The following is a 23,045-nucleotide window of genomic DNA, read 5'->3' on the forward strand; positions in this document are numbered from 1 at the left end:
GAAAAATAATAATGATTTTCCATGGACTGATGGGGTACTGATGATGAAATTGCGTTTACGCACGGCGGCGGCAGTGATGCTGGCTGGCCTGCTGTTAGCGGGCTGTGACCAGAAGAATGACAATGCCAAACACATAAAAGTCGGCGTGATTAACGGCGCGGAACAGGATGTGGCGGAAGTGGCGAAGAAGGTGGCGAAAGAAAAGTATGGCCTCGACGTCGAGCTGGTAGGCTTTAGCGGCTCGCTGTTGCCGAACGATGCTACCAACGCCGGGGAGCTGGATGCCAACGTCTTCCAGCATCGTCCCTATCTGGAACAAGACAACAAAGCGCACGGCTACCACCTGGTGGCCATCGGCAATACTTTCGTCTTTCCCATGGCCGGCTATTCGCGCAAGATTAAATCCGTTGCCGATATTAAAGATGGCGCGACCATCGCCATTCCCAATGACCCGACCAACCTCGGCCGCGCGCTATTGTTATTGCAAAAAGAGCAGCTGATTACCCTCAAAGCGGGTACCGGCCTGCTGCCGACGGCGGTGGATATCACCAGCAACCCGCGAAACCTGAAAATTATGGAGCTGGAGGGCGCGCAGCTGCCGCGGGTGCTGGACGATCCGAAGGTTGATGTCGCCATTATCAGTACCACCTACCTGCAGCAAACCGGGTTATCGCCGGTGCGCGACGGCATCTTTATTGAAGACAAAAACTCGCCGTACGTGAACATCATTGTGGCGCGTGAAGACAATAAAGACGCCGAAAGCGTGAAAGAGTTTATGCAGTCGTACCAGTCGCCGGAAGTGGCGAAGGCGGCAGAAACCATCTTCAACGGCGGCGCGGTACCGGGCTGGTAATCATCTACGCTGCGCCATCAGGTGCAGCAGCGGCACCAGAGACAGCCCGTCCGGCATTTCGCCGCGGGCGATCAGCTGGTTTATCTCCTCGAAGGTAAACCAGCCGGTTTCCATCACTTCATCCTGATCTGCGTCCATGCCAACCCAGCTTAAATCGGTGGCGAGCCAGGTGATAAACAGCTGGTCGCTGCTGCCGTATGACGGGTTGTAGCGGATGATTTCCTCAGCGTGTTGCGCTTGCCAGCCGGTCTCTTCGCGTAGTTCGCGCAGCGCGGCGACGGCGGGCTCTTCCCCTTCATCGACGCCGCCAGAGGGAATGGCCCACACCACCTTATCGATCAGATAGCGGTAGTGGCGAATCAGCAGCACTTTGTCGTCCTGGAGCGCCACAATCCCGACCGCCGGGCGTGGGTAGTGAATGGAATAAAAGTCACGCCGCTCGCCGGGGGCGACATCAATACCTACCTTGCGCATGCTGAACCACGGCGTCTCGGCGATGACCTGTGGATTGTGCATATCGGCGGCGGTTAGTTTCTTCTTCATCCTGCCATTCCTGTAGAAAGTTTAATCTTCAGAACAACATAGCCGGCTGCGATTGGCAACCGTCGCAGGTTGGCCCGATTCCATCGATCATTGCCCAAATGCCCATATTGCGCCAGGCTGGTACGCAATACGATGTTCGTCAGATTACCCCACAGAGGAACGCTAACATGAACATCACTCATATCCGTAATGCTACACAGGTTATTGAATACGCAGGTAAAAAATTCCTGATCGACCCGATGCTGGCGGACAAAGGCGCCTGGCCGGGATTTCCAGGAACCGCGCGCAGCGAACTGCGCAATCCGCTGGTGGCGCTGCCGTTTCCCCGCGAAAAAATTATCGACGTCGATGCGGTAATCGTCACCCATACCCATGACGATCATTGGGACGAGGCGGCGATCGCGGCGATCCCGAAAATCCTTCCGGTTTTCGTCCAGCATGAGGCCGACGCCGCGCTGCTGCGCAGCCAGGGATTTCAGGATATCCGCCTGCTGTCGGCAGACAGTGAATTTGCCGGAGTAGGCCTGCAGAAAACCACTTCCGGGCAACATGGCAGCGACCGTACCTACGCGGTACCGGCGATGGCTGAACGTCTGGGCGAGGCCTGCGGCGTGGTGTTCCGTCATCCGCAGGAGAAGACGCTGTGGCTGGTTGGCGATACCATCTGGCGCGATGAGATTGAAGCCGACATGCTGAAGCTGCGCCCGGATGTGGTGGTGCTGAACGCCGGCTACGCTCACGTTATCGGCTTTGGCCCGATCATCATGGGCAAAGAGGACCTGCTGAAGGCGCATTTCGCCCTGCCGGAAGCGAAAATCATGGCCATCCACCTTGAGGCGGTCAACCATTGTCTGGTGAGCCGCGAAGAGATGCGCCAGTACGTCGCGGATAATCAGATTGCCGGGGTAGTCAGTATTCCACAGGATGGGGAAACCGTTGTTTATTAACCTGCTCAAGGGGAAGGGATGATGACATTAACCGACGTGGCGATTGTCGCCGTAGAGGGCTTTAGCCCGTTTCATTATTCCGTCCCCTGTATGCTGTTTGGCGATACGGTCTCGGAAACCAAACGTTTTAATCTGCAGATTTGCGCCGAACAGCCGGGATTACTCAGCGCCCGCGACGGCTTCGCGCTATACGCCAGCGGTGATTTTACCGCGATGGAACAGGCGGATATCGTGGTGGTGCCCTACTGGGGCGAGGTCAACCAGCGCCCGCCGCAGGCGCTGATCGCGAGTCTGATTCGGGCGCGCGATAACGGCGCGGAAATCGTCGGCCTGTGCCTCGGCGCGTTTGTCCTTGGCTACGCCGGGCTGCTCGACGGTAAGCGGGCGGCGACCCACTGGGAGTTCGAGCAGGATTTCCAGCGCCTGTTTCCGCAGGTTCAGCTTGATATCAACGCCCTGTACGTCGATGACCAGAAGGTGATTACCTCGGCGGGGACCGCCGCGGCGCTAGATTGCTGCCTGTATATCATTCGCCAGCGTTTTGGCAGCCTCGCCGCCAACCAGATCGCCCGGCGGATGATCGTGCCGCCGCACCGCGAGGGCGGCCAGGCGCAGTTTATCGCCCAGCCGGTGCCGCGCAACACCCGCGATGCGCGGATTAATTGTCTGCTGGATTATCTGCAACAGCATATTGCCGAGCCGCATAATCTTGATTCGCTGGCCGAGGTGGTGGCGATGAGCCGCCGTACCCTGACCCGCCACTTCGCCAGGGCGACCGGGATGAGCATTGCCGACTGGTTGACCGCTGAACGTCTGCGCCGCAGCCAGAGCCTGCTCGAAGCGGGGAATTTGCCGGTCGAGCAGGTGGCGGAAGCGGTGGGCTATCTCTCCGCCGTGACCTGGCGCCAGCAGTTTAAAGCGCGTTTTGGCGTTAGCCCGACGGAGTGGCGGCGGACTTTCCGCCGCGGCGTTTAGCCGGCGAGAGTCGAACTGTCGATCACGAAGCGATATTTCACGTCGCCCTTGACCATTCTTTCCCAGGCTTCGTTGATCTGATCGGCGCGAATCAGCTCGATATCGGCGACGATGCCGTGTTCGGCGCAGAAGTCGAGCATCTCCTGGGTTTCCGGGATACCGCCGATCATCGAGCCGGCAATCGAGCGGCGGCGGAAGATCAGATTGAACACTTCCGGCGATGGATGCGGCGTGGCCGGGGCGCCAACCAGGGTCATAGTGCCATCACGTTTCAGCAACGTGGTGAAGGCATCGAGATTGTGCGGCGCCGCCACGGTGTTGAGGATGAAATCGAAACTTTTGACGTGGGCCGCCATTTCGTCTTCGTTGCGCGACACCACGACCTCATCCGCGCCCAACGCTCTGGCCGCGTCGCGCTTGGATTCGGAGGTGGTAAAGGCCACCACGTGGGCCCCCATGGCGTGGGCCAACTTGATCCCCATATGTCCCAGACCGCCGATGCCGACGATGCCGACTTTTTTGCCCGGCCCGGCGTGCCAGTGGCGCAGCGGCGAATAGGTCGTGATCCCGGCGCACAACAGCGGCGCGACGGCGGCGAGCTGCGCTTCGGGATGGTTTATCCGCAGTACGTAGCGTTCATTGACCACGATCTGCTGTGAATAACCGCCCAGCGTATGCCCTGGCGCGTCCTGGGTCGGCCCGTTATAGGTCAGCACCATATGGTCACAGTAGTTCTCCAGCCCTTCAGCGCACTCCTCGCACTGTTTACAGCTATCCACCATACAGCCGACGCCCACCAGATCGCCAACGGCGTAACCTGAGACGGCATCGCCGACCGCCGTCACCCGGCCAACGATTTCATGGCCCGGCACGCAGGGATACAGCGTCCCGGCCCATTCCGCTCGCGCCTGATGGAGATCGGAATGGCAAACGCCGCAGTATGCAATGGCGATCTGCACATCCTGTGGGCCGGGTTCGCGGCGGGTGATAGACATCGATTCGAGCGGCTGGCTGGCGGAGTACGTACCTATAGCGTTGATCTGCATAGCATTACCTCTTGTGCAATAGCGTGATAAATCAAGCGGAAGGGGGTGAGTGTTTTTTGCGCGGCAAGGGTAAGCGTAGCCTGGTTAGGGCAGGATGAGAAAAGCGCAGCTCGAAGGGTTAAAGAAGGCGCCTCACCGAGGTGAGACGCTCGTGATATCAAGGCGCGATGGGCGTCAGATAATCCAGGCGCAGCGGCTCGGCGAGCAGGCTCTCCATCTGGCCGATAAAGGCCTGGAAGTAGGGCTGGGCGATATGCTCATCCAGCGCCTGCTGGTCGCGCCAGGACTCACGCATGTAGAAGGTATCCGGCACGTCACGCAACTGAAACAGCGCGTAGTCGAGATTGCCTGGCTCCTCGCGGGTTGGCAGCAGCAGCGCCTGCAGCGCGTCGCGCAGGGCCTCGGTTTGCCCGGCTTTCGCCTTCAGAACCGCGATAAGCGCAATGGTGTCGTCGCGCATTTAGAAACCCTCCAGCACGATTTTGCCGACCGAGCGCCCGGTTTCCAGCTTAGCGTGGGCTTTTTGCAGATTGGCGGCGTTGATGGTTCCGTAGTGCTCGCCAAGGGTGGTGCGCAGCGTGTTATCGTCAATCAACGCGGCGACGCGGGTCAGTAGCTGATGTTGGGCGATCATATCATCCGTCTCAAACATTGAGCGGGTGAACATAAATTCCCAGTGCAGCGAAATGCTTTTCGCTTTCAGCGGCACCACGTCCAGGCTCTCCGGGTCATCAATCAGCGCCAGCTTACCCTGCGGGGCGAGCGCGGCGATCAGTTCGTTAAAATGCTGATCGGTATTGGTCAGGCTGGCGACGTGGGTCACGGCATGAATGCCGATTTTCGCCAGTTCTTCAGCGAGCGGCTTGCTGTGGTCAATGACGTGATGCGCCCCGGCCTCGCGTACCCACTTCTGGCTTTCCGGGCGCGATGCGGTACCAATTACCGTCATGTTGGTGAGTTTGCTGGCCAACTGGGTGAGGATAGAGCCAACGCCGCCCGCCGCGCCGACAATCAGCAGCGTATCGCCGGCGTTACCGCCTTCCTGCACGCCAAGGCGGTGGAACAGCAATTCCCAGGCGGTGATAGCGGTCAGAGGCAGCGCGGCGGCGGCGGCATTCTCCAGCGAGCGCGGCTTCAGCGCCACGATGCGTTCATCAACCAGCTGCAGTTCGCTGTTACTGCCGGGACGGCCCAGCGCGCCGGCGTACCACACTTCATCGCCCGGCGTGAACAGCGTCACAGCATCGCCAACGGCTTTCACCACGCCAACCGCATCCCAGCCCAGCACTCGCGGGGTATCGGCATTAAACCCGGCGCGCACTTTGGTGTCGACCGGATTCACCGAAATGGCTTTGACCTCGACCAGCAGATCGTGCCCCTGCGCCTGCGGATCCGGCAGATCGATATCGCGTAAAAAGGGGATGTTGTTGCCGTCGGCGGCGGCCTGGGTAATAGCAATGGCTTTCATAGGTTCTCCGGTCTACAAAAAGGATTCATGGTGTGAATGCGTCGAGGATAGACCGCTCTACCATCGGGAAAAACGGCCCGGCGGCGATAACAGTTATATAAAAAAAGTGAAAATCGGCGAATGCGACATTAGCAAGTTTCGTTTATTTCGAATATTGTGGGTTTCGAATATTGCGATTATAATTTTTACATGGCCATTGGAGACAAGCGCATGACTAAACTGAACCTTCCGGACCCGCTGGAGAGTGAACTTGCCCTGCGCGGGCAGCGTGAGCTGGCGGCATACCTTTCTACTCATCTTGAAACGCAGCGTATTGCGATTGTGGGTGAAGATGACAAAACTCATACCATTGAGTTGCCAACCAGCGCTCTGACTATGCTGATGGAGATCCTTGGGGAATTGGCTTGTGGCAACGCGGTGCAGATTGTTCCTGTTCATGCTGAACTCACCACCCAGGAAGCAGCGAATATCCTCAATGTTTCTCGTCCGCATATGGTTAAACTGCTGGAAGCGAGGAAGCTTCCATTTCATAAAACTGGACGCCATCGCCGGGTTCTGTTTGCCGATCTGATGGAGTATAAAAAACGTAGGGAACAGGAAAGCCTGGACGCGATGCAAGCGCTGGCGGATCAGGCGCAGGACTTAGGGATGTATTAATGCGACATTCACCTTATCCGGTGATTTTAGATGCTTGTGTATTATATCCAGCACGGCTCAGGGATTTATTAATGCACTTAGGGATCGCTGGACTTTATCAACCAAAATGGAGCCGCTTCATTCACGATGAATGGTGCAGGAATCTTCTTATAAATCGGCCTGATATAGCACCTGAAGCGCTGCGTCGTACCGTTGATCTCATGAATGCAGCTTTACCGGATGCTAATGTAACGGGTTTTGCAGGATTAATTAACGGACTAGTTTTACCCGACCCTGACGATCGGCATGTCCTTGCTGCGGCAATCAGAGCGAAGGCTGAAATTATCGTTACGTTAAATAATAAAGACTTTCCAGCAGAATCATTGCTTCCATTTGAAATGGAAACACTTCATCCTGATGTATTCATATCGGACCTGTTTGACCTTAATCATGCTCTGGCGTTGGAGGCGGTGAGAAGGCAGCGGCAGTCTCTCAAGCATCCTCCAATGACCGTCGATGAGTTCCTGGAGATGTTGCTAAAGCAGGGCTTGCCGATGACGGTAAAAGAGTTAGCCAATTACCAGTACGCCATATAGCGATGGTCATCACCCGGAAGTATTATGGTTTCATATTTGAGACCCTTTTCCTTTCCATGTCGCAAATATTAATATCACTCCGGCAGAATAATAATATTGCGTTATGGCTCAAGGTTTATACCTTGACTCCCGACACCCTGCGTGCGATTTTTCTTCTATCAAATAATAAACAGAGTTTCATATTTGGAACAAAAATAAAACCATCGTGCTATTTAATTAAGAGTTTCACCACTGAGACAAAATAATAAGTCGATATTAATCGACGGTCTTTTATCGCTTATAAAAATAAAGTGAGGAATGTGCTATGCGTAAAATACTCCTTTCGCTGCTGCTGGCAGCCGCGACCAGCGGGACGGCGCTGGCGGATGACGGTAAGCCGTTCCCGCATATCGGCTGGCGCAGCGCGGATAATCTCGCCGGGCTGGATTTCGGCGGCGCGCTGCGGGCAAATTATCGCTATGAAGACTGGAAAGGCAGTAATTATCGCAACCCGCCACATCTGCGTTTTGATACATTCCGTATCGACAGCAGCGGCTTCTATGATAATTATTTCTTTGATGCCGGGTTCTGGTTCCAGGATCACCGTAAATACGCCATCGACCGCGCTTACGTAGGGTATCGCTTCGACAATAATAATAATATCCAGCTGGGGATCCCCGGCAAACCATTTGGCCTTGAACCTTATCCGCAATTTGGCTGGTCCTATGGTATTCCGTTTTATTTAGGCTTTGGCGTGAGCGCCGGTAGCGGCGTGAACTATCAATATCATGATAATAACTGGTCGCTGGATGTGGCCTATTTGCCGTGGATGGAACCGGAGAATTTGCGCTATGCGCCGGACGTTGGCGATTACGATCGGCTGAAAAACACTATCTATCCGACTCAGCATCAGCAGCATAATGAAAAGCGGGACCAGGTGAATGTGCGTATTGCGCGGGATTTTCACGGCGGCGGCTGGAATAACGAGCTGGGCGGCTCACTGGCGCTGGCGCGGTTGCACAACCGCGAGACCGACGACGACGGCACCTTCTGGGCGGCAGGCGTGCACGGCATGTTGCATAACGGGCCGTGGCAGCTGACTTCGCAGCTGATTCGCTACCAATACGATCCGAAGAACCCGGCGGGCGTCAGCGACGATACGATTCTGATGGGCGGCAACGGCCTGACGCCGGCCTACCTGATCCCGGCGAAAGCGACGACCGCGTCGCTGAACGTCGCCCGCGATGTCGACGTGAAGTGGGGCGGCGTATCGAAGCTGCGTTTTTACAACGACTACAGCGTGCTGTGGAAAGATAAAAGCGGCTGGAGCGATTCGCAGATGAACACCCTTGGCGTACAGGTCTTTGCGCTGCCGGTGATGTTCTGGGTCGATCTCAGCTGGGCGAAGAATGTTAATCCGTGGGGAGGCGCGCTGAACGCCACCGGCTGGACCAGCACCCAGTCCGAGGGCAGCGGCAAATGGTACTTCCGCACCAACGTTAATATTGGTTATTACTTCTGAGGCGGGAATTTTCCCTGCTCGCGCTGCGCTCAGCAGGGCTACGGTTCTGCGCCGTCTGGTAGCCCGGGTAAGGCGCTAGCCGCCACCCGGGGTTTTTCTTGCTCGCGCTATCAGGTATGTTGCAGCGTGCCGTTGACGCTTTTCAGCGATTGTTGAATATGCCGTAATTCGGCTGTTAGCTTCTCTTCTTTATCGCTGAGAGGCAGCAATACAATGCAGCCATCCATCACCTTAACCGTGACCGGCTTCCCGGTATCGAATCCCGCTTCGCGTAGCCACTTGCCGGAAAGGGTAAGACTTGGTGTACTGGTATCCCGGCCATTGGGCCGATAGCCAACCAGCTGCTGACGTTCGGTTCCGCTAACGATGATATCTGGGGGTAGAATGCAAATCAGCCATAATCAACTCCTTGATAGTTGGTGAGGTTAGCTCTCATCAGGTATTGCGAGTACTTGATGGGGTCGATTAATTTAACTCTCCACTCGGCTGGGAACACCAACAATCTCCATTTTTATAACCCCTTCATCAGTGAATATTGATGTCAGACCTTTCCTTACCCGACCATAAAAAGCAATATCGATCATATTAAGTGCTCTGACATGTTCATTTGATAGCCTTGCGTTCTGCGACCTGGTGGCCATCAATTGTTTAAAAATATCTATTTTGAGCGTCTTTCTATCAGTATATCTTTTAATAAATTTCTGAACTTGAACGGCAACAACAGGGCTGATTAAAGTCACTATCACCGTTGTGATCGATAGCATTAAACTCATTTTAGAATCCATATTTTTATAAGATATAAAGTTAGAATAAAAAAAAGAATTCAATAGGATAGGCTAACTGTAAGATATTGGATACATGCCGAATGGCCGATAGAGGATGAGAAACTTTGGCGGAAGATCACAGGAGTTGAACCTGCCCGGGACCGCTGGCGGCCCCAACTGGATTTGAAGTCCAGCCACCTCACCGGAGATGACGATCTTCCGCGCCTCGATTGCTACATGGAGGCGGGCGCATTATAGCTACTTTCAGGCATTTACCACATACCTAAACGCACTTTTTTACTGTTAAAACTGGACTTTGCAGAACAGTCTTAGACAAATCCGTTCAAAATCCATGGGTTACACTTTTTCACACTCTTTCGGGCTACCGCGATCACAGAAAACAAGAAACGTAATTTGATAACGAGATATCGCAATTCATCTTACTGCGCCAAAGGTTTAAAAAAACCGTAACCGGTACCAATCCGCGGTGCCGCTAAGGGAATAGTGCGCAAATGAAAGATCATATTCTGTCCGTCAAAGAGAAAATTGGCTACGGTATGGGTGACGCCGCCAGCCACATCATTTTTGATAACGTCATGTTATACATGATGTTTTTCTACACCGATATTTTCGGTATCCCCGCCGGCTTTGTCGGCACCATGTTCCTGCTGGCGCGGGCGCTGGATGCGATTTCCGACCCGTGCATGGGCCTGCTTGCCGACCGTACCCGCAGCCGTTGGGGTAAGTTCCGCCCGTGGATCCTCTTCGGCGCTATCCCGTTCGGCCTCGTCTGCGTGCTGGCTTACAGCTCGCCGGATTTAAGCCACAACGGCAAGCTGATCTACGCCGCCGTGACCTACACGCTGCTGACCCTGCTCTACACCGTGGTGAATATCCCCTACTGCGCGCTCGGCGGCGTGATCACCGACAACCCGACGCAGCGCATCTCGCTGCAGTCCTGGCGCTTCGTGCTGGCGACGGCGGGGGGCATGCTCTCCACCGTGCTGATGATGCCGCTGGTCAACTTTATCGGCGGCGAAAATAAAGCGCTGGGCTTCCAGGGCGGCATTGCGGTGCTCTCGGTGGTCGCCTTCCTGATGCTGGCCTTCTGTTTTTTCACCACCAAAGAGCGTGTCGAAGCGCCGCCGAGCAGTACCTCGATGCGTGAAGACCTGCGCGATATCTGGCGTAATGACCAGTGGCGGGTGGTCGGCGTGCTCACCATCCTCAATATCCTCGCGGTCTGCGTTCGCGGTGGCGCGATGATGTACTACACCACCTGGATCATGGGCTCGGCGGCGTTGTTCACCGTCTTCCTCACCACCTACTGCGTCGGCAACCTGATTGGCTCGGCGCTGGCGAAGCCGCTGACCGACTGGAAATGTAAAGTCAGCGTCTTCTGGTGGACCAACGCCCTCCTGGCGGTGCTCAGCGTGGCGATGTTCTTCGTACCGATGGACGCCGAAATCACCATGTTCGTCTTTATCTTTATCATTGGCGTACTGCACCAGCTGGTGACGCCAATCCAGTGGGTGATGATGTCCGACACCGTCGACTACGGCGAATGGTGTAACGGCAAACGCCTGACCGGCATCAGCTTCGCCGGCACCCTGTTTGTGCTCAAGTTGGGGCTGGCGCTGGGCGGCGCGCTGATCGGCTGGATGCTGGCCGGCGGCGGCTATGACGCCGCCGCTAAAACCCAGAACAGCGCCACCCTCACCATCATTATCGCCTTGTTCACCCTCGTTCCGGCGGTGTGCTACCTGCTGAGCGCGGTAATCGCCAAACGCTACTACACGCTGAAAACGCCGTTCCTGAAAAAAATGATGGCCGAGCTGGCCGAGGGCGCGCGTCGCAACGAACAAGAATTTACGGCAGCCCCGATCGAAAAAGAATGGCAAAACTAAGAGGACGTTTTAATGAAAATCAGTGATGGAAACTGGCTCATTCAACCAGGGCTCAACCTGATCCAACCCGTACAGGTTTACGAGGTGGAGCAGCAGGGGAATGAAATGGTGGTCTATGCCGCGCCGCGCGATGTCCGCGAACGCGCCTGGCAGCTGGATACGCCATTGTTCACCCTGCGCTTTTTCTCGCCTCAGGAAGGGATAATCGGCGTGCGCATGGAGCACTTCCATGGCGCGCTGGATAACGGCCCGCACTATCCGCTGAACGTGCAGAAAGACGTCCATGTCGAAATAGAAAATACGGCCGAGTTCGCCGAGCTGAAAAGCGGCAGCCTCAGCGTGCGGGTGACTAAAGGTGAATTCTGGGCGCTGGATTTTCTGCGCGACGGCGTGCGTATCACCGGTAGCCAACTGAAAAACAACGGCTACGTGCAGGATAGTAAGACCCAGCGCAACTACATGTTTGAGCGCCTCGACCTCGGCGTCGGCGAAACCGTCTACGGCCTCGGCGAGCGCTTTACCGCGCTGGTGCGCAACGGCCAGACGGTAGAAACCTGGAACGAAGACGGCGGCACCAGCACTGAGCAATCCTACAAAAACATTCCGTTCTACCTGACCAACCGCGGCTACGGCGTGCTGGTGAATCACCCGCAGCGCGTCTCCTTCGAGGTGGGCTCGGAGAAAGTCTCTAAAGTCCAGTTCAGCGTTGAAGGCGAATATCTCGAGTACTTCGTGATCGACGGCCCGACGCCGAAAGCGGTGCTTAACCGCTATACGCAGTTCACCGGCCGCCCGGCGCTGCCGCCGGCATGGTCGTTCGGTCTGTGGCTGACGACCTCGTTCACTACCAACTATGACGAAGCGACGGTAAATAGCTTTATCGACGGCATGGCCGAGCGCCATCTGCCGCTGCACGTCTTCCACTTCGACTGCTTCTGGATGAAGGCCTTCCAGTGGTGCGATTTTGAATGGGATCCGCTAACTTTCCCGGACCCGGAAGGGATGATCAAGCGCCTGAAGGCGAAAGGGCTGAAGGTCTGCGTGTGGATCAACCCGTACATCGGCCAGCGCTCGCCGGTGTTCAAGGAGCTGAAAGAGAAGGGCTATCTGCTTAAGCGCCCGGACGGTTCGCTGTGGCAGTGGGATAAGTGGCAGCCGGGGCTGGCGATTTATGACTTCACCAACCCGGAAGCCTGCCAGTGGTACGCCGACAAGTTAAAAGGTCTGGTAGCGATGGGGGTCGATTGCTTCAAGACCGACTTCGGCGAGCGTATCCCGACCGACGTGCAGTGGTTTGACGGTTCCGATCCGCAGAAAATGCACAACCACTACGCATTCATCTATAACGAGCTGGTGTGGAAGGTGCTGAAAGAGACCGTCGGCGAGCAGGAGGCGGTGCTGTTCGCCCGTTCCGCCTCGGTGGGGGCGCAGCAGTTCCCGGTGCACTGGGGTGGCGACTGCTATGCCAATTACGAATCGATGGCGGAAAGCCTGCGCGGCGGGCTGTCGATCGGCATGTCCGGCTTCGGTTTCTGGAGTCACGATATCGGCGGTTTCGAAAACACAGCGCCGGCCCATGTTTATAAGCGCTGGTGCGCCTTTGGCCTGCTCTCCAGCCACAGCCGCCTGCACGGCAGCAAATCCTATCGTGTGCCGTGGGCCTACGACGAAGAGTCCTGTGACGTGGTGCGCCACTTCACGCAGCTGAAATGCCGCATGATGCCGTATCTCTATCGCCAGGCGGCGCTGGCCAACGAGTTCGGTACTCCGATGTTGCGTGCGATGATGCTCGAGTTCCCGGACGATCCGGCCTGCGACTATCTCGACCGTCAGTATATGCTCGGCGATTCGGTCCTGGTGGCGCCGGTGTTCTCTGAAGCGGGCGAGGTGCAGTTTTATCTGCCGGAAGGGCGCTGGACGCACCTGTGGCATAACGATGAATTGCCGGGTAGCCGCTGGCATAAGCAGCGTCACGATGCACTGAGCCTGCCGGTCTACGTACGTGACAACACCCTGCTGGCGCTGGGCAACAACGACCAGAAACCCGATTATGCCTGGCATGAAGGCACCGCCTTCCAGCTGTTCCAGCTTGGCGATGGCAATGAAACGGTCTGTCAGGTTCCGGCGGCCGATGGTTCCTTGATTTTCACCCTGAAGGCGAAGCGCCAGGGCAACACCATCACCGTGAGCGGCGAAGGCGAAGCCCGCGGCTGGACGCTGTGTCTGCGCAATATCCCGCAGATAGCGGGCGTGGAGGGTGGGACTCAGGCGGGCAGCGAACTGGGTGTGGTAGTGAGCGCCCAGGGCAATGCGCTGACGATTACGCTGTAAATAACAACTCCCGCAGCATATCGCGGGAGTTATTCTTTCTGCGAATTTGAGATCGTTATCACGTATATTAATGACTGAAATGTGACCTGACGTATAAATATCGGTCCTTTCTCTGTCTTGTCTTATTTCTGTCCGGATATCCGGACACGATTTAGTATTGTTGTTTACTCCCCGCCTCCCTATATTTATCCTCAATGATTTTCATAGAGATCGCGTCGTATAGCGATATCTTATTGGCATTAATCTGCTATGCAATAAGGGTAAATAATGCAAATGGTTACCTCGCGACAGAACAGATTATTAAAATTTCTCTTGCCTAAACGAGAATACGTTACGTTATTAAAAATGGCTGAATACTTGAATGTTTCAGAAAAAACAGTTCAGCGTGACCTACGTTTTCTTGAACAATGGCTCTCTGACTGGAAAATCAGTATTGATAAACGTGCCGGCGCGGGCGTCATGCTATTGGCTGATAACGTCGCCGATCTGTTGCAATTAGACCAGTTACTCAGTAGCGAAAGCGATGATACAGATGCCATGATGAATAATTCCCGGCGTGTGAAAATTGCTTCTCAGTTATTAAGTGAAACGCCGCGCGAAACATCGATCAGTAAATTGTCTGAACGTTATTTTATTAGCAGCACCTCAATTGTGAATGATTTAAAAGTGATCGAATCATGGATTAGGCCACTAGGTCTGATGCTCATTCGTAGCCAGAGCGGCACTCATATTGAGGGGAGTGAATCACATGTTCGCCAGGCTATGGCCTTATTAATTAATGGTGTTATTAACCATAATGAACCAGGAAATATTATTCACTCCCGTCTGGATAGCGGTAGCTATAAAGCCCTGGTGCATTATTTCGGTGAAGAAGATGTCATCTTTGTGCAGTCGCTTCTCCAGGATATGGAACGAAAATTAAGTTGGTCACTGGGCGAGCCGTATTACGTCAATATTTTTACCCATATCCTGATTATGATGTATCGCATCACCCGCGGCAATGCATTACCGCGCCGGGAACAGGGACATCCGTTATTTGATGAGTCCATCTTTCGTATCGCGCAGAATATGCTGCAAAAAATTGAGGCCCGCATTGCCCACCCTTTACCAGAGGACGAAAGCTGGTTTATTTATCAATACATTATTTCGTCCGGCATGCTGGTGGAAGAGCGTGATGATGTCAGCATGCTGCGCAATATACGCTCCAGCGATGAGGCCCGGCAAATCACCTCCCGGCTGATCGCCCTGTTTTCCTCGGTGGTTGATATCGATCTGACGCATGACACCGCGTTATATGAAGGGTTGCTCATTCATATCAAGCCGCTGCTCAACCGGCTGAATTATCGTATCTATATCCGTAATCCGCTGCTGGAAGATATCAAGGGCGAATTAACAGAGGTGTGGCCATTAACTCTGCGGGTGGTGAATCAGGTATTTGCCGCCTGGGGCGAGAACGCGGTTTCGGAAGATGAAGTGGGTTATTTAACCGTGCATTTCCAGGCCGCGATGGAGAGGCAGGTGGCCAGAAAGCGGGTACTGCTGGTGTGTTCGACCGGGATTGGTACCTCGCATCTGTTGAAAAGCCGGGTCCTCAGGGCCTTTCCTGACTGGACCATCGTCGGCGTACTGCCTGCGGGTAGTCTACATACGCTACAGCGACAGGATGATATTGAATTGGTCATTTCAACCATTCATCTGCCGGAGATTGCGTTACCGGTAGTCTATGTCACGGCTTTTTTTAACGATGCCGATATTAAGCGGGTAACAGAAAAAGTTATCACCGAGAAATTACACCATGCTGCAACGTCAACTGCCAGCAATGAAATTTTATATCCATGAGGTAAATAATATGGACATCAGCCGGATTTTAAATACTAAGCGTGTATTGCTGGATATGAAGGCCACGACTAAAGCGGAAGTTATTGAAGAATTAACCGACCTGCTGCAGAAAGATGGGGCCATAAGCTGTCGCGAAACGTTTATTCAGGACGTTTGGCAGCGTGAGTCGGAAGGTTCGACCGGATTTGAAAACCACATCGCTATTCCTCATGGAAAATCATCCGCGGTGCTGAATACTACGCTCGCCATTGGCCGTACTCGTCAGGATATTGCCTGGGAAACGCTCGATGGAAGCCAGGTTCGTTGCATTATTTTATTTGCCGTCCGTCTGGAAGATCAAAATACCACCCATATCCGCTTACTCTCCCAGGTCGCTGGAGCGTTGGCCGATGATGACATTATTGCGCAATTGCTCGAAGAAACCAGTCCGCAGAAGATTATTGATCTCTTTAGTCAATATGCTGAATCGGATGTTTACTAACAATAACTAGTGGAGTCTGAGATGAATATTGTCTGTGTTGCCGCCTGTACGGCGGGTATTGCTCATACTTATATCGCACGTGAGAAGTTAATGAAAGGCGCGAAAGCGCTGGGCCACAATGTCAAAGTTGAAACTCAGGGAACAATAGGTACTGAGAATGAACTGACAACCGAAGATATCGCTGCCGCCGATGTCGTTATTCTTGCCGTTGATGTGAAAATTAAAGGCGAAGAGCGTTTTAAAAACAAACGAATTGTCCGCGTGAAAACGGAGGTCGTTATTAAGTCACCGATTCAGTTTATCGAAAAGGTCGAGAAATCCTTAGCTAATGCCTGATCCTTATTCTGGAGGGATCTACCATGAGTGAGAATAAACCACCTGTCTCGCAGGAAATTAAAAAGCATTTGTTAACGGGTATTTCATGGATGATACCGCTGATTGTTGCCGCCGGGATCTGCATTGCCCTCGGTCAGGTTCTGGGCGGTACCAATGTCGCCGAGAAAGTCGGCACCATTCCATGGATGTTGAATCAAATCGGCGGCTGGGGGATGGGGCTCATCGTCCCGCTCATCTGTGCGGCGATTGCCTATTCTATTGCCGACAGACCTGGTTTTGCCCCTGGACTGATTGTTGGGTTTGTCTGCGGGCAAATCCACACCGGTTTCATCGGCGGAATGCTGGGCGGTTTCCTGGTGGGCTATACGGTGCTGCTGTTAAAGCATTACGTGCGGTTGCCAAAATCGATGCAAGGGCTGATGCCCATTATGGTGCTGCCGGTATTAAGCACCATTATCAGCGGTCTGTTGATGATGACCCTGATAGGCAAGCCGATTGCCTGGCTGCAGGAGGCCTTGATTCATCTGTTGGAGTCGATGCAGGGCGGTTCACGATTCCTGTTGGGGGCCATTCTTGGCGCGATGGCCACCTTTGATTTTGGCGGGCCGGTGAATAAAACCATGTCGTTATTCGCCGATGGCTTGCTGGTGAGCGGGGTCTATGGGCCGGAGGCGGTCAAGTTTGTCGGCTCCATGATCCCACCGTTCGGTATTACGTTGTCCTTCCTGCTGACCCGCCATAAATATACCCGTGCCGAAAGTGAAGCGTTAAAGGCCGCCTTCCCGATGGGTATTTGCATGATCACCGAAGGGGTGATCCCTATCGCGGCCCGCGATCTGCTGCGGGTGGTGGGATCCTGCGTCGTGGCTTCAGCGGTGGCAGGCGGCTTGATTATGACCTGGGGTGTGGAAAGCCCGGTGCCACATGGCGGTATGTTTGTGGTGCCGCTATTCACCCATCCACTGCTGTTTTGTCTGGCGCTGGCGATTGGGACGGTTATCTGCGGCGTGATGTTGTCGCTATGGAAAAAACCGGTCACGGAGCGTGATGAAGAGTTTGATGAACTGAGCGACCAAAAAGTCGCCGATGATGAAATCACCTTTACCCTTGAGTAAACGGAGGCCCTATGTTTGCCGATATGAAGCAGATGGTTGAGAAAGCCTGGCGTGAACAGTATGCCCTGCTGGCGATTAACTGTATGAATCTGGAGAGCGCCCGCGCCGCGGTACGCGTGGCGGAAAAATACCGCGCGCCTATTATTCTCAATCTCTATCAGGGCCATCTGGCGCATTTTCCGCCAGCGACAGCGATGGCGGTGGCCAGGACCCTTGCCGAAGAGGCCAGCGTTCCCGTGACCTTGAGTCTCGATCATGGGAAAGAACCGGTGAAGATCCGCCAGGCTTTTCGCGCTGGATTCAGCGGGTTGATGATTGATGCTTCTGCATTTCCACTTGCGGAAAATATCCGCCAGACCCGAGAGGTCACCACTCTGGCTGCCAGCATCGGGCTGTGTGTTGAAGGGGAATTGGGGCATCTGGCTGATGCTCCGCGCTATGACTCTGCGACGAACGCCGACCTGATGACGCAACCTGAGGACGTCGCCCCGTTTATCGAGCAAACCGGTATCGACTTACTGGCGGTCTCCGTCGGCACGGCCCACGGCATGTATGCGCCTGGGGTCACGCCCGCGCTGGACTTTGACCGTCTGGCGCAGGTGCAGCGAGCCTCTTCGGTGCCCCTGGCCCTGCACGGCGGCAGCGGCACGCCATTTGATCAGCTTGCCTGCTGCCCGGCATTTGGCGTGGCGAAGATTAATGTCGGCGCGGCGGTGTTCGAGGCAGGTAAAGCCGCACTACTCCATACCCTTTGCCATGACAGCTCTATTGAACTGGCCGATGCCATGGCGGTGATGGAACACGCCAGCGCTGAAGCTATCGTCCCTTACTTACAAGCATCCGGCGCGATAAACCGCGCCTGATTCACTTATCAGTCACGCCCTTTATGCCAGCGCATATTCGCCCTGGCAGGGCGAACTACACCCTGAAACTGGAGAAGACCATGTTAGTTTCCATGCAAGAAATACTTAAACCGACTCGTGAACACGGCTTTGCCATCGGCGCATTTAACGTTGCGGACAGCTGCTTTATTCGCGCCGTCGTGGAAGAGGCGGAAGCAACAAATACTCCCGCCATCATTTCAATTCACCCCAGCGAGCACGATTTTGTCGGCGATTCCTTTTTTAGCTACGTGCGGGATATCACCCAGCGTAGCCGGGTGCCGTTTACATTACATCTCGATCATGGCGCCTCGGTGGAGCATGTGCTGCGTGCGATCCAGTGCGGTTTTACCTCGGTGATGATCGATGGGTCGCTGCTGCCCTATGAAGAAAACGTCGCTCTAACGCGGGAAGTGGTCAGGCTGGCGCATGCGGTTGGCGTCTCTGTCGAAGGTGAACTGGGGACCATCGGCCAGACGGGAACGTCGGTAGAGGGCGGAGTGTCGAAAGTGACTTATACCGACCCGGCGCAGGCGCAGGATTTTGTCACTCGTACCGGCGTCGATACCCTGGCGGTGGCGATTGGTACCGCGCACGGCATCTATCCAAAAGGGATGCAACCTGAACTGCAGATGCACATCCTGCGCGATATTGCCGGACGAGTGTCGATCCCGCTGGTACTGCACGGCGGCTCCGCCAATCCGGATGCGGAAATTGCCGAGTCTGTCACGCTCGGAGTCGGGAAAATCAATATCTCCAGCGATATGAAACACGCTTACTTCCTGAAAGTACGTGAAATTTTGAGTAAAGAGAGCTGGTGGGATCCGAATGTGATTTATCCGGAACCGATTAATGCCGCACGTGAAGTTATTCGCCACAAAATGAAGTTGTTTGGTTCCACCGGCAAAGCAAGCTTGTATTGACCCAGTCGGAAGGCGGGTACGCCCGCCTTCCAATCGGCAGGAGGCAAAGATGAATTACCTCGGACTGGATGTCGGTGGGACGAAAATCGCCGCCGTCGTGATGGATGAGCAGGGACGGGAGCGGGGGCGTTACCGCCGCGCAACACGGAAAGAAAACCGTCAGGCATTTATATCGTGCATCGTGGATTTCGTTGCCGATATTCGCGCGCGGACGGGAACGCCGATGGCTATTGGCATCGCGTTGCCGGGTAGCGTTTCGCCACAGCATGGCGCCATTCGTAACGCCAACATTCAGGTGATTAACGGCTATCGTTTACAGGATGCGCTTGAACAGGCGCTCGGTCAGCCGGTGGTGTTAGCCAACGATGGCAATTGTTTCGCTTTATCAGAAGCATGCGATGGCGCCGGAGAAGGGTTTTCATCTGTTTTCGGCATGACGTTAGGGACCGGCTGCGGAGGTGGTATTACCCTGGAGCGGCAGCCTTTCGTCGGCGCCTCAGGTATTGCCGCAGAGTGCGGGCATATCGCCTTGCCCGGCTATTCTCCTGAGGAGGATGGGCCGCCGACACGTTGTTATTGCGGCAGATTTAACTGTGTGGAGTCTTTTATTTCCGCAACGGGGCTACGTGAACGCTATCGACTGCTCAGCGGAGAGCGTTTGTCGAGCGAGCAGATTCTCGCCCGCGCGCAGGCGGGAGAATCCGCCGCTTGCCATCAGATCCACCGCTTTCGTCAACAGCTGGCGCGGACGCTGGCGACTATTGTCAATATCATCGATCCCGGCGTGATTGTGCTGGGCGGCGGTTTATCCAACGCGCCGCAGCTGGTAGCGGATTTATCATCGGCGGTCGCCCCGTTGGTCTTCACCGACCATTTTTCTACCCCTATCATTTCTGCGCGGCATGGCGACAGTAGCGGTATGCGCGGCGCCGCCTGGCTTGCCGTGCGAAGCGGAGTTAAACCATGAAACGTTCACAGATTAACTATGCGATAGATAAAGCGCTGGCGATGGCCGAAACTTTTCGCATCAGCCTGCCGGAATTTGCCCACTTTACGGCGTCAAGCTGGCCGCAGAAGCGGCATGAAGGTTGGAATGAAGTCCAGGATCTACAGCTTGGATGGGATGTGACGGATTTCGCCAGTGGTTGCTTTCGCGAAACAGGCCTTACGCTGTTGACGTTACGCAACGGTTCTTTATCCGACCCGCGTTATACCAAACCCTACGCGGAAAAAATGTTACAGATTCAGCAAGATCAGCAAACCCCCTGGCATTTCCATTACCACAAAATGGAGGACATCATTAACCGCGGCGGCGGCGACCTCTGCATGCAACTGGCCTGGGCGACACAGGACGAACAGTTAGACCAACAGCGCCATGTTAGCGTGATGATCGATGGCTGCCAGCGTACGCTGAAACCCGCTGACACGCTGGTGCTGCATCCGGGGCAGAGCGTCTGTCTACCGGTGGGCCTCTATCATCGCTTCTGGGCCGAAAAAGGGATAGTGATGGGTTGGGAAATTTCAATGGTTAATGACGACCATACGGATAATCGTTTTCTCGAGGCGGGCGGGCGCTTTCCCTCCATTGAGGAAGATGAACCTGCAAGATGGCTGCTGTGCAGTGAATATCGGCAGTGACGTTGAGAGCCATCCCACAGACCGATTTGCTCTCCGGTGGTAGCGTAATCTGCCGCTGAGAGGAGCCCGTAATGGACTTAGAAAATATCTTTCGTGACGTGAAGTTGAGTAAAACGGAAATGACCGTGCTGCGTTTTATTCAAAATGACCCGCAGCTATGTATCCGCGAAGGGATCCGCACCGTCGCGGAGCGCTGCTACAGTAATCCTTCTTCGCTGGTGCGGCTGGCGAAGAAGCTTAAGTTCAGCGGCTGGCTGGAGCTGGTCTATTTCATCAAGTTCAATATCACCATGCCAAAGCTCGATGTCACCAACGATATCGATTATATGAGCATTCAGCCGGCAGAAGCGCTGACGCCGCTGCTGGCAGGCCTTGAGCAGCAGCGTATCTTGATCCACGGCAGCGGTTTTTCGCAGCTAATCGCCCAGTATATTTATAATAAGTTTCTCGTTACCGGCGTGAACGCCAGCCTGGCATTGTGGCCGGATTATGAAATCCTTGAGCAAAAAAACGCTGCCCGCTTTGATTCTATCTGGATCATTTCTAAATCCGGACGCAGCAGTTCGGCGTTAAATTGGGTTAAGGCGCTGGAAGGCAAGGAGATAAACCTGGTTTGCTTTACCGGCGATTATCAAAGCCCGCTGGCGCAGGCCGCGAATACGGCGTTTATTATTCATGACCCGCAGAAGTTCGACGATGATATTTACTGGAGCAACCCGTTTTTTGGCTACTGCATATTGGGCTTTGAGCGGCTGTTAAAAATGTGGTTTACCAGCGTACATAGCAATAGGTAGCCCCGCTAAGCGTAGCGCGAGCGGGGGGAGTTCCCGGATGGCGGCTGGCGCCTTATCCGGGCTACTCAATCGAGCGGGGGCGACTCGTTACCGCCACCCGGCGAACTGTTCATCGTCGAGATAGGCCTCAACCAGTTTCTTCGCCAGCGAATATGAACCGACCAGCGGATGAGCCATCAACGCCTGCAGCGCCAGCGATTTGTCCTGCTGCAGAATTGCCGCCACCGCCAGCCGCTCATACTCCTTCACGCTGGCAATCATATTTTTCTGCGCCGTCGGCACGTTTATCGGTGTCACCGGCTTAAGACCCTCTTTGCTCAGATCGCAGCTGATTTCAATTACATCGTCGGGGCGTAAAAAATCGAGCGTGCCGTTATTCTGTATCGACACCACGATGCGTTTGGTGGTGGTGCTGTTGACCGCCTCCAGAATATCCAGCGCCACCCCGGCGTAGCCGCCGGTATCCGGCTCTTCGATAAACTGCCGCAACGTTAACGGCTCGCGGGTATGGAATTTTTCCTGCTGCGACTCGTTCTGCATATAGCTGTTTTCGCGGCGCAGGTAGTGCTTCATCCAGATGGTAAAGGCCGCCTGCGGATCCGCTTTAACATCCACGCCGCTGAGCTCCTGACGCATATCGTGGTTGATACGGGCAATCTGCTCGCCGCGGGTCTCCGGCGCCTGTTGAATCGCCCGTAGCGCCACTTCGCGATAGTAGTAGTAATAGAGATATTCGTTGAGCAACTGGTTATCGCACAGTTTGACCAGCTCCGGCGAGAAGTACTGCATCGCCGTTTTGCGGTACAAATCCGGGTTGGCGACCAGTTGCGCGGTAACCTCTTCCCCGCGCACGGTGAAGTGCGTAAACCAGGAAAAGTGGTTTAAACCGTAGCATTCCACGCTCAGGTCGTGCGGGTCGCAGCCGAGGATCTCCGGCAGCTCGCGGATGAGTTCCGACGGCGCATCGCAAATCCCGTACACCCGGCGTTTGAAACCGGATTTGATAATCGCTTCGGTGACCAGCCCGGACGGATTGGTAAAGTTAAACAGGATCGCGTCTTTGTCGGCATGTTCTTCGATCAGCCGACAGTAGCGTAGGATCGCCGGGATCGAGCGCATCGCCATGGCAAAACCGCCCGCGCCGGTGGTCTCCTGGCCCAGCGTGTTATGCTCCAGCGCGATTCGCTCGTCGCGGATGCGGCTCTCATCGCCGCCGACGCGCAGCGTGGTAATCACGTAATGGGTACCCTGCAGCGCGGCAACCGGATCGCTGGTGGTCGTAAAATGAATATCCGGGCGAATGGTATTAAATACATAGCGGGCGATTTCACCAAATAGCGATAAATTATCTGCTGAGCTATCCTGAAATACCACTTCCGTTAAACCAATGCGGTGCGCGTTATAAGCCAGCGACTTCGCCAGAAATGCAGAGCGTACGCCGCCCCCGCCTAATACGGTTAATTTCATACAT

23 protein-coding genes, 1 tRNA gene and 1 pseudogene are annotated in these 23,045 nt (G+C 54.8%); 17 read left to right on the top strand and 8 right to left on the bottom strand.

All coding sequences use genetic code 11. The features are described 5' to 3' along the window. The first annotated feature begins 43 nt into the window (after positions 1-43). Complete coding sequence (gene nlpA / locus ABLV08_RS15975) at positions 44-853, top strand: lipoprotein NlpA (protein WP_026612192.1); 810 nt, start codon at positions 44-46, stop codon at positions 851-853. Here nlpA and ABLV08_RS15980 read toward each other — a convergent pair whose 3' ends face one another. Further along, positions 854-1,396 carry an NUDIX hydrolase gene (locus ABLV08_RS15980; RefSeq protein WP_020077657.1) on the bottom strand — a complete coding sequence of 181 codons (543 nt, stop codon included), beginning with the start codon at positions 1,394-1,396 and terminating at the stop codon, positions 854-856. 167 nt (positions 1,397-1,563) lie between these two features. On the opposite strand from ABLV08_RS15980, the gene ABLV08_RS15985 reads away from it, so the two are divergent. Both ABLV08_RS15985 and ABLV08_RS15990 read left to right on the top strand, forming a co-directional pair. Further along, the gene (locus tag ABLV08_RS15985; protein ID WP_015369105.1) at positions 1,564-2,343 is read left to right on the top strand and encodes an MBL fold metallo-hydrolase; all 780 of its coding nucleotides are present in this window, start codon (positions 1,564-1,566) and stop codon (positions 2,341-2,343) included. A 21-nt stretch (positions 2,344-2,364) separates the two neighbouring features. Beyond that, entirely contained in the window at positions 2,365-3,318 is a 954-nt protein-coding gene (locus ABLV08_RS15990) for a helix-turn-helix domain-containing protein (RefSeq protein ID WP_059304931.1), read from the top strand. Here ABLV08_RS15990 and ABLV08_RS15995 read toward each other — a convergent pair. The 3 genes from ABLV08_RS15995 to ABLV08_RS16005 all read right to left on the bottom strand — a co-directional run bounded on the left by ABLV08_RS15995 (position 3,315) and on the right by ABLV08_RS16005 (position 5,832). Continuing rightward, a complete protein-coding gene (locus tag ABLV08_RS15995) occupies positions 3,315-4,364 on the bottom strand; it encodes an NAD(P)-dependent alcohol dehydrogenase (protein ID WP_032709443.1) in 1,050 nt (349 codons plus the stop codon). The two genes, ABLV08_RS15990 and ABLV08_RS15995, sit on opposite strands and share 4 nt — an antisense overlap. A 157-nt stretch (positions 4,365-4,521) precedes the next feature. After that, positions 4,522-4,824, bottom strand: coding sequence for a putative quinol monooxygenase (locus ABLV08_RS16000; RefSeq protein WP_042893661.1), 303 nt, complete (start codon positions 4,822-4,824; stop codon positions 4,522-4,524). Beyond that, a complete protein-coding gene (locus ABLV08_RS16005) occupies positions 4,825-5,832 on the bottom strand; it encodes a zinc-binding alcohol dehydrogenase family protein (RefSeq protein WP_047078221.1) in 1,008 nt (335 codons plus the stop codon). 210 nt (positions 5,833-6,042) lie between these two features. On the opposite strand from ABLV08_RS16005, the gene ABLV08_RS16010 reads away from it, so the two are divergent. The 3 genes from ABLV08_RS16010 to ABLV08_RS16020 all read left to right on the top strand — a co-directional run bounded on the left by ABLV08_RS16010 (position 6,043) and on the right by ABLV08_RS16020 (position 8,565). Further along, positions 6,043-6,489: a helix-turn-helix domain-containing protein gene (locus ABLV08_RS16010; protein WP_348856024.1), complete on the top strand. Its 447-nt coding sequence runs from the start codon at positions 6,043-6,045 to the stop codon at positions 6,487-6,489. Beyond that, positions 6,489-7,064: a PIN domain-containing protein gene (locus tag ABLV08_RS16015; RefSeq protein WP_045362976.1), complete on the top strand. Its 576-nt coding sequence runs from the start codon at positions 6,489-6,491 to the stop codon at positions 7,062-7,064. The genes ABLV08_RS16010 and ABLV08_RS16015 overlap by 1 nt, the downstream gene beginning before the upstream one ends. Positions 7,065-7,368: 304 nt before the next feature. Then, positions 7,369-8,565: a hypothetical protein gene (locus ABLV08_RS16020; RefSeq protein ID WP_348856025.1), complete on the top strand. Its 1,197-nt coding sequence runs from the start codon at positions 7,369-7,371 to the stop codon at positions 8,563-8,565. A gap of 110 nt (positions 8,566-8,675) precedes the next feature. Here the strand turns inward: ABLV08_RS16020 and ABLV08_RS16025 are convergent. The 3 genes and pseudogenes from ABLV08_RS16025 to ABLV08_RS16035 all read right to left on the bottom strand — a co-directional run bounded on the left by ABLV08_RS16025 (position 8,676) and on the right by ABLV08_RS16035 (position 9,550). Next, positions 8,676-8,964, bottom strand: a pseudogene (locus ABLV08_RS16025) (SymE family type I addiction module toxin). 71 nt (positions 8,965-9,035) lie between these two features. Further along, entirely contained in the window at positions 9,036-9,338 is a 303-nt protein-coding gene (locus tag ABLV08_RS16030; RefSeq protein WP_020077664.1) for a DUF6680 family protein, read from the bottom strand. A 117-nt stretch (positions 9,339-9,455) separates the two neighbouring features. After that, positions 9,456-9,550, bottom strand: a tRNA-Sec gene (locus tag ABLV08_RS16035). 291 nt (positions 9,551-9,841) lie between these two features. Here ABLV08_RS16035 and ABLV08_RS16040 point away from each other — a divergent pair. The 11 genes from ABLV08_RS16040 (at position 9,842) to ABLV08_RS16090 (ending at position 21,574) form a co-directional block, all read left to right on the top strand. Next, entirely contained in the window at positions 9,842-11,236 is a 1,395-nt protein-coding gene (locus tag ABLV08_RS16040; RefSeq protein ID WP_032709427.1) for a glycoside-pentoside-hexuronide family transporter, read from the top strand. Between the two features lie 12 nt (positions 11,237-11,248). Beyond that, positions 11,249-13,567 (top strand): alpha-xylosidase, encoded by a 2,319-nt coding sequence (yicI, locus tag ABLV08_RS16045; protein WP_059305037.1) that lies wholly within the window; start codon positions 11,249-11,251, stop codon positions 13,565-13,567. Between the two features lie 267 nt (positions 13,568-13,834). Further along, on the top strand, positions 13,835-15,406 hold the full coding sequence (locus tag ABLV08_RS16050) for a transcription antiterminator (RefSeq protein ID WP_015369117.1): 1,572 nt from the start codon (positions 13,835-13,837) through the stop codon (positions 15,404-15,406). 10 nt (positions 15,407-15,416) lie between these two features. After that, positions 15,417-15,887, top strand: coding sequence for a fructose PTS transporter subunit IIA (locus tag ABLV08_RS16055; RefSeq protein ID WP_015369118.1), 471 nt, complete (start codon positions 15,417-15,419; stop codon positions 15,885-15,887). Between the two features lie 21 nt (positions 15,888-15,908). Continuing rightward, positions 15,909-16,223, top strand: a complete 315-nt coding sequence (locus ABLV08_RS16060; RefSeq protein ID WP_015369119.1) for a PTS fructose transporter subunit IIB — start codon at positions 15,909-15,911, stop codon at positions 16,221-16,223. A gap of 23 nt (positions 16,224-16,246) precedes the next feature. Continuing rightward, complete coding sequence (locus tag ABLV08_RS16065; RefSeq protein ID WP_015369120.1) at positions 16,247-17,338, top strand: PTS fructose transporter subunit IIC; 1,092 nt, start codon at positions 16,247-16,249, stop codon at positions 17,336-17,338. Between the two features lie 11 nt (positions 17,339-17,349). Beyond that, positions 17,350-18,201 carry a class II fructose-bisphosphate aldolase gene (locus tag ABLV08_RS16070; RefSeq protein WP_015369121.1) on the top strand — a complete coding sequence of 284 codons (852 nt, stop codon included), beginning with the start codon at positions 17,350-17,352 and terminating at the stop codon, positions 18,199-18,201. An 80-nt stretch (positions 18,202-18,281) separates the two neighbouring features. Then, positions 18,282-19,142: a ketose-bisphosphate aldolase gene (locus ABLV08_RS16075; RefSeq protein ID WP_015369122.1), complete on the top strand. Its 861-nt coding sequence runs from the start codon at positions 18,282-18,284 to the stop codon at positions 19,140-19,142. 49 nt (positions 19,143-19,191) lie between these two features. Next, on the top strand, positions 19,192-20,109 hold the full coding sequence (locus tag ABLV08_RS16080; protein WP_262830552.1) for an ROK family protein: 918 nt from the start codon (positions 19,192-19,194) through the stop codon (positions 20,107-20,109). Beyond that, positions 20,106-20,780 (top strand): D-lyxose/D-mannose family sugar isomerase, encoded by a 675-nt coding sequence (locus ABLV08_RS16085; RefSeq protein ID WP_116326451.1) that lies wholly within the window; start codon positions 20,106-20,108, stop codon positions 20,778-20,780. Before ABLV08_RS16080 ends, ABLV08_RS16085 begins: the two co-directional genes overlap by 4 nt. 71 nt (positions 20,781-20,851) lie before the next feature. Continuing rightward, complete coding sequence (locus tag ABLV08_RS16090; protein ID WP_045375248.1) at positions 20,852-21,574, top strand: SIS domain-containing protein; 723 nt, start codon at positions 20,852-20,854, stop codon at positions 21,572-21,574. 87 nt (positions 21,575-21,661) lie between these two features. Here the strand turns inward: ABLV08_RS16090 and ABLV08_RS16095 are convergent, their stop codons facing one another. Further along, positions 21,662-23,041 (bottom strand): glycoside hydrolase, encoded by a 1,380-nt coding sequence (locus ABLV08_RS16095; protein ID WP_213192074.1) that lies wholly within the window; start codon positions 23,039-23,041, stop codon positions 21,662-21,664. Positions 23,042-23,045: the final 4 nt, after the last annotated feature.

Origin of the sequence: Klebsiella sp. CN_Kp088 (assembly GCF_040064335.1) — a bacterium.
Taxonomy (GTDB): Bacteria; Pseudomonadota; Gammaproteobacteria; order Enterobacterales; family Enterobacteriaceae; genus Klebsiella; species Klebsiella aerogenes.

Bases quoted from the DNA above. Each gene is read 5' to 3' on its own strand.
- ABLV08_RS16015 (WP_045362976.1), top strand. From the start codon at position 6,489: ATGCGACATTCACCTTATCCGGTGATTTTAGATGCTTGTGTATTATAT.
- ABLV08_RS16070 (WP_015369121.1), top strand. From the start codon at position 17,350: ATGTTTGCCGATATGAAGCAGATGGTTGAGAAAGCCTGGCGTGAACAG.
- ABLV08_RS16080 (WP_262830552.1), top strand. From the start codon at position 19,192: ATGAATTACCTCGGACTGGATGTCGGTGGGACGAAAATCGCCGCCGTC.
- ABLV08_RS16075 (WP_015369122.1), top strand. From the start codon at position 18,282: ATGTTAGTTTCCATGCAAGAAATACTTAAACCGACTCGTGAACACGGC.
- yicI (WP_059305037.1), top strand. From the start codon at position 11,249: ATGAAAATCAGTGATGGAAACTGGCTCATTCAACCAGGGCTCAACCTG.
- ABLV08_RS15995 (WP_032709443.1), bottom strand. From the start codon at position 4,364: ATGCAGATCAACGCTATAGGTACGTACTCCGCCAGCCAGCCGCTCGAA.
- ABLV08_RS16095 (WP_213192074.1), bottom strand. From the start codon at position 23,041: ATGAAATTAACCGTATTAGGCGGGGGCGGCGTACGCTCTGCATTTCTG.
- ABLV08_RS16010 (WP_348856024.1), top strand. From the start codon at position 6,043: ATGACTAAACTGAACCTTCCGGACCCGCTGGAGAGTGAACTTGCCCTG.
- ABLV08_RS16030 (WP_020077664.1), bottom strand. From the start codon at position 9,338: ATGAGTTTAATGCTATCGATCACAACGGTGATAGTGACTTTAATCAGC.
- ABLV08_RS16050 (WP_015369117.1), top strand. From the start codon at position 13,835: ATGCAAATGGTTACCTCGCGACAGAACAGATTATTAAAATTTCTCTTG.
- ABLV08_RS16055 (WP_015369118.1), top strand. From the start codon at position 15,417: ATGGACATCAGCCGGATTTTAAATACTAAGCGTGTATTGCTGGATATG.
- ABLV08_RS15985 (WP_015369105.1), top strand. From the start codon at position 1,564: ATGAACATCACTCATATCCGTAATGCTACACAGGTTATTGAATACGCA.
- ABLV08_RS16085 (WP_116326451.1), top strand. From the start codon at position 20,106: ATGAAACGTTCACAGATTAACTATGCGATAGATAAAGCGCTGGCGATG.
- ABLV08_RS15980 (WP_020077657.1), bottom strand. From the start codon at position 1,396: ATGAAGAAGAAACTAACCGCCGCCGATATGCACAATCCACAGGTCATC.
- ABLV08_RS16020 (WP_348856025.1), top strand. From the start codon at position 7,369: ATGCGTAAAATACTCCTTTCGCTGCTGCTGGCAGCCGCGACCAGCGGG.
- ABLV08_RS16090 (WP_045375248.1), top strand. From the start codon at position 20,852: ATGGACTTAGAAAATATCTTTCGTGACGTGAAGTTGAGTAAAACGGAA.
- ABLV08_RS16060 (WP_015369119.1), top strand. From the start codon at position 15,909: ATGAATATTGTCTGTGTTGCCGCCTGTACGGCGGGTATTGCTCATACT.
- ABLV08_RS16040 (WP_032709427.1), top strand. From the start codon at position 9,842: ATGAAAGATCATATTCTGTCCGTCAAAGAGAAAATTGGCTACGGTATG.
- ABLV08_RS16005 (WP_047078221.1), bottom strand. From the start codon at position 5,832: ATGAAAGCCATTGCTATTACCCAGGCCGCCGCCGACGGCAACAACATC.
- nlpA (WP_026612192.1), top strand. From the start codon at position 44: ATGAAATTGCGTTTACGCACGGCGGCGGCAGTGATGCTGGCTGGCCTG.
- ABLV08_RS15990 (WP_059304931.1), top strand. From the start codon at position 2,365: ATGACATTAACCGACGTGGCGATTGTCGCCGTAGAGGGCTTTAGCCCG.
- ABLV08_RS16000 (WP_042893661.1), bottom strand. From the start codon at position 4,824: ATGCGCGACGACACCATTGCGCTTATCGCGGTTCTGAAGGCGAAAGCC.
- ABLV08_RS16065 (WP_015369120.1), top strand. From the start codon at position 16,247: ATGAGTGAGAATAAACCACCTGTCTCGCAGGAAATTAAAAAGCATTTG.